General features: G+C 41.9%; 4 protein-coding genes. 3 read left to right on the top strand and 1 reads right to left on the bottom strand.

Going from position 1 to position 3791, the window contains the following annotated elements; all coding sequences use genetic code 11:
• From menE to LD39_RS14985, 3 genes are all read left to right on the top strand, one after another.
• Window positions 1–1120 (top strand): o-succinylbenzoate--CoA ligase (menE, locus tag LD39_RS14995; RefSeq protein WP_156112659.1); only part of this gene is annotated, 1120 nt, incomplete at its 5' end.
• The gene (gene menC / locus LD39_RS14990; protein ID WP_035548887.1) at window positions 1110–2210 is read left to right on the top strand and encodes an o-succinylbenzoate synthase; all 1101 of its coding nucleotides are present in this window, start codon (window positions 1110–1112) and stop codon (window positions 2208–2210) included. The genes menE and menC, both read left to right, overlap by 11 nt.
• A gap of 70 nt (window positions 2211–2280) precedes the next feature.
• Complete coding sequence (locus LD39_RS14985) at window positions 2281–2592, top strand: hypothetical protein (protein WP_035548884.1); 312 nt, start codon at window positions 2281–2283, stop codon at window positions 2590–2592.
• A gap of 95 nt (window positions 2593–2687) precedes the next feature.
• Here LD39_RS14985 and LD39_RS14980 read toward each other — a convergent pair whose 3' ends face one another.
• A complete protein-coding gene (locus LD39_RS14980; protein ID WP_035548881.1) occupies window positions 2688–3527 on the bottom strand; it encodes a DUF6612 family protein in 840 nt (279 codons plus the stop codon).
• Window positions 3528–3791 lie beyond the last annotated feature (264 nt).

Genomic DNA, 3791 nt, shown 5'->3' with positions numbered 1-3791 from the left:
TCCCGATTTATCCGAGAAATACGTCCTTTTAATTGATGACGTCCTATTGAACGACGCTGAACAAGACGGATTGAAGGAAAACATTCAGCTTGATCAGGTATTTACTATGATGTACACATCAGGCACGACTGGAAATCCGAAAGCCGTGATGCATACGTATGGCAATCACTGGTTCAGCGCCATTGCTTCGGCGCTCAATCTCGGAGTCCACCCCTCCGATAAGTGGCTCCTATGCTTACCGATGTTCCACGTAAGCGGATTTTCTATCTTGATGAAAAGTGTCATTTATGGGATGACCGTTAGTTTTGTGGAGAAATTTGATGAGAAGATCATTAATAACGAAATCATACACAATCGCGTTACACATGTTTCAGTGGTTACCTTGATGTTGCAGCGACTAATTGATCATTTAGAAAATGATTCGTATCCTGAGAATTTTCGTTGCATGTTATTAGGCGGAGGTCCGGTACCGGAACCGCTGCTGCATAAGGCCAAAAGCAAAAGTATCCCTGTTTTTCAGACTTATGGTATGACAGAGACTTCTTCACAAATTGCAACCTTGAGTCCTAAATCTGCAATGGCCAAACTCGGCTCTGCGGGTAAAGCTCTGGCTCCTGCTGAACTGATTATCGATTCCGATGGACCGAATGAGATTGGCGAAATTTTGGTTATGGGTCCTATGGTGTCGAAAGGCTACTACAAACGGGCCTCATCGAATGAGGAATATTTTCGAACGGGTGATTTAGGCTATAAAGACGATGAAGGCTTTCTATATGTTGTGGACCGAGTGAAGGATGTCATCATTTCAGGAGGGGAGAATATTTACCCTGCAGAAATTGAGAGTGTTTTGAGTGATTATCCAGGAGTGAGAGAAGTGGGGGTGACTGGAATGCCTGACGATACTTGGGGTGAGGTTCCAGCAGCCTTTTTAGTGGTAGATGAACCAGAAACAATTAACTCTGATAAGCTAAAAGCATTCTATTCGGAACGATTAGCTAAGTATAAGATTCCGCAATCGATCTTTTTTCTCTCACGGCTGCCTAGAAACGCTTCGAACAAATTGCTGAGAAGAGAACTCTTTTCTCTATGGGAGAAGGAGGAAAGAAAGAGTGGAGATTAAAAAAGTTGTGCTGCGGCAGATCAAACTACCTTTAACTTCGCCATTTCAAACTCATCAGGGTACCATTACAGATCGTTCCCTTATCATCGTAGAATTGGAGGATCATTCTGGTCGACGTGGGTACGGAGAAGTCACAGCCTTTGCAACACCTTTTTATACTTATGAAACAACAAGTACAGCATGGAGAGTGCTCATCGACTTTCTTATCCCGCAGATTCCCTTTGAAGACCTTCAGCACCCCGGTCAACTGGCGGAAAGCTATAAGAGTATTCAAGGGCACCCAATGGCGAAAGCGGGGCTCGAGGGGGCTATGTGGGATCTGTATAGTAAACAACAAGGAGAGAGCTTGAGTGAAGTTATCGGAGGTACTCAAAAAAAGGTAAGCGCGGGTGCCGTGCTCAGCTTATCCGAATCACTTGAAAGCGACATCAAACGTTTAAAAGAAACGGGGTACAAACGTTATAAGTTGAAAATAAAGTCTGGACAGGAAGAGGGACTGATACGAGCGGTGAAACGCGTTGATCCTGAGCTTCCGATCATGATTGATGCTAATGGAATGTATTCAGAAGAGGATATTCCTCACTTACTTGAACTCGATCGATACGGATTAATGATGATCGAACAACCCTTCCAGGCTGGAGACTTTTATCTGCATCAGAACCTGCAGCAACAAATGAAGACACCGATCTGTCTTGATGAATCTGTCATGAGTTATCACGATGCCATGCAAGCCGTGGAGCTCAGTAGTTGTGAGATTATTAACGTCAAAATTAGTCGTGTAGGCGGTTTGACCGAAGCGCTTCGGATTCATGATTTTTGCAGGGAAAAAAACATCCCCGTCTGGTGTGGTGGGATGGTGGAGTCAGGGGTTTCAAAAGCGCATAATTTGGCTTTGGCTTCTCTTCCTAACTTTTCAATTCCAGGAGACCTTTCCAGCTCAACAAGATATTTTGCAAAGGATATTATAAAACCGGGTATCGAAGTTGAAAATGGCGAAATTGAAGTCCCAGATCAACCGGGGATCGGTGTAGAAATCGACTATGACTATTTAAGCGAAGTGACATTAACTACTTATCAATTTAATTTCTAGACTTAGTATTTGATTAATTTGTAATAAGTTGTCCTTTGTTGCTCAGAATAAGAACAAGGAGGGACAGCGTATGGAACAGAATAAGTATTACATCAATATGGGTACAAGAGAAATTTCATTGAACCATGATGCGAACAATGACGACTTCATCGTCGAAGCGACAGAAGATGAAATCATCGCACTTAGAGAAGTGTTTGACGAAATACGTAATGCAGATGTCCGGTCTTTCTTCAGAGCCCACGTTCCTGCACAACCATATCATCAGGATGACGACAATGATGACTATGATTATGGAATGAGAGTAGCCTTTCGAAAAATTTACGATCTTGGTGATGAAACAACAAAACAGCAAATCACTGAAATGGGTGTGCTGGACGATTAAAAAGAACGCCGCTTTCTAAAGAAGAAAGGGGCGTTCTTTGTTATCCTGATAGGCTGTTAATCCTAATAGAGAATGATCAAGATGCTTGGTCTTTATTACGATTGGAAGAGACTTTCTGCACCTTCAATTTCTTTTGCGCCATCTTTTATGTCTTGAGGGATGATAATTTCTCCAACTTCATTGAACTTACTGTACTGGCCATTGATATTTTGCTGAATTTCCATTTGTTGACCGTTTTGATCGAAGGTATAATCCATTTTAATATCCATAGTTTGAGGATAGTAACTTTCCTTATCAATGACGAACTTGTAACTTAGCTTATTGACTGTCAGACCCTTCATCATTTCTTCAGGAATTTGTCCTTCTGGCATTGTCTTTTTCATTGCTTCTTCGAATAGTTTTTGTACATTTTCACCTTCTGATGTCAGTGTCAGGATATAATTGGAATCTTCCGTTTCTAGATTGAATTCATCAATGTATTCTTTCAAGCTTTCTAACTGGGATCCTGGAGTTTGTTCCTGTGCGGAAAGGGAATTGAGTTGTTCTGTCAATTCTTTTGGCGCTTTGAACCATCCCTCTTTTGAGGGCATCGTCATGTAAAGCCCGTCATTAGAATAGTACTGTTCCATCTCTTGTCCCATCGTTTTTACTGTCTGATGGAAGGCAAGGGGCTCGACATTCATTTCAGAATCAATGGTAGAGGTAATCGGAACACCTGTAGGTACTGGTGAGTTTGCCTCTGAATCAGTGCTTTCTTCACCCATTTTGACGACTTGCTCTGTTTCCATTTTCATAGCGAAGCTCTTTAAGTTTTCGGTCGCCTCTGCAGATTTCGTGTAAACTTCTTCAATTTTTGCGCCTTCTGTACTGGAACAAGCACTAATGAATAACAACATCATAAGTATGCTGATTGCTAGTGTCAGTTTCTTTTTCATCAAAACCCTCCTTAGGTGTTTATATTTCTTATACGAATGATCAATGGAATGGTTTCAAGTTTTGTAAAGTTTTACTAAATGCTACACTCTGTTTCGTGGAGGATTCATCTTATCCACATAAATATACAATCCTGTTTATTCCACAAACGTGCTGGATTGTGGAAGACTCGGTTCCGAGATAACTTGGGTCCATTGCCGGGAAAGAATAAGGGGTGACTGGGAAACAACTCGCTTTCCTGCGGGGGAACTGGCAAGCCTCCTCGG

Origin of the sequence: Halobacillus sp. BBL2006 (assembly GCF_000786645.1) — a bacterium.
Taxonomy (GTDB): Bacteria; Bacillota; Bacilli; order Bacillales; family Halobacillaceae; genus Halobacillus.
The sequence above is the reverse complement of the archived record's forward strand: the minus strand, read 5'-3'. Positions and strand labels throughout refer to the sequence as shown.